Annotated in this window: 1 protein-coding gene; it reads right to left on the bottom strand. The window is 62.4% G+C overall.

All coding sequences use genetic code 11. The annotated features are described in order from the left end of the window. Positions 1 to 816 precede the first annotated feature (816 nt). Positions 817 to 1,544 (bottom strand): ABC transporter permease (locus DEIPI_RS31095; RefSeq protein ID WP_045234321.1); only part of this gene is annotated, 728 nt, incomplete at its 5' end.

Here is a 1,544-nt window from a genome sequence, read left to right as displayed (position 1 = left end):
CGTGGCGATCGCGCCCGCCGAGCGGGGGGGCGGCCTGCCCGTGCTGGAGGGCCGCGGCGGCGAGGGCGTGGCGTACGTGTGCCGTAACTTCGCGTGCGATCTGCCCGCGCGGGACGCGGAGACGCTGGAGCGGCAGTTGGAGGGGCTGGACCGAGCCCAAGAAATCGAATAGCCCAGTCGAATCCGACTGGGCTATTTCTTAGTTATACAACCTGCCGTTCAGCCAAATCCGCTGAATTTTGCTTGGTCCAGCGTCGATCTTGACACCTCTTGTATAACGAGCGTCGCATATGAAAGCGTTCCTGTTGAACGCCACGGATGCAATCCTTTCGTTCGTTGCAACAGTCTTCGTATTCCGATTCATAACATATTTGTTGTACTTACAAACGGAGGTGAATATGATATCCATATCTTTTGAAACCTGCACATTTATCGACGCGGATTCATCGTCGAAATATATGACACGAGTCTCCGCGACTGCCCTATGACCAAAAATTAGCGCAGCAGCAGTGACAGCAGTCGCCAAAGATAGAATTTTAACTGACATAGTATTGCCTTTGTGTTGATGAAACAATATAATTGTAATGCCAGCCAGGAGGCGAAGGGGGCATATTCCCTCTTTAGCCCCTCCACCAAAGATTCATCCTGGAAGACATCCCTTTGCAACCAGAGGACCCAGGGACTTCGGCGGCAGGCAAAAACGCGGTGCGCCACGGAATTCACGCCGAAGTCAGCGAGTCACCCGCTCGTCAGTCGAGGTCGCGGTCGGCCCTCCGCGTTCTCGCGCGGAGGGCCGACCACTCGTAGGTCCGGAGGTCAGTTCCGGAAGATCACCTGTTCACGATTGAAGGACCGCAGGGCGAAGGCGGTGAACACGGCGGCGAACACGACGTTGCTGAGCACCGCGAGCGCCACGTGCCCCGCGTCCCCCGCGCCGCGCACGAGGTCGAGGATCGCGAGCGCCCCGCCGATGAGGGGGATCATGTAGAGGCCCGCGCCCTTGTCGATGAAGTCGCTGAACTGCAGCACGAACAGCGGCACGATCAGCAGGATGGAGATGGGCGTGACGTACGTCTGCGCCTCGCGGAAGGAGCGCGCGAAGACCGCCACGGCGATGAGGAGCGCGGAGAGCAGCAGCGCGCTCGTCACGGCGATCACGAGCAGGGCCGCGAGGCTGCCCGCGCCGACGCTGAGGGTCCCGCCGAACGCGCCCGTGATGTCCGCGCCGTCCCCGCCCCCGGCGGCGGGCAGCACGAGCCGCGAGAGGGGCGCGGCGAGACTGAAGCCGATCACGCCGAACACGGCGGTCGCGATGGCGAAGATGGTGGTCGCGAGGAGCTTGCCGAGCACGACCTCCAGCCTGCGGACGGGCGAGACGAGCAGCACCTCCAGCGTGCCGCGTTCCTTCTCCCCGGCGGTGGAGTCGATGGCGGGCGACATCGCCCCGGCGAGGATGAACTGCAGCAGGAAGTACGGGATGATGAACGCGAGCGCGCCGCTGGAGCGTTCCTGCGTGCTGGACGCGTCCTGCTCGGTGACGCGGA

Source organism: Deinococcus pimensis DSM 21231, assembly GCF_000519345.1.
Classification (GTDB): Bacteria; Deinococcota; Deinococci; order Deinococcales; family Deinococcaceae; genus Deinococcus_A; species Deinococcus_A pimensis.
The sequence above is the reverse complement of the archived record's forward strand: the minus strand, read 5'-3'. Positions and strand labels throughout refer to the sequence as shown.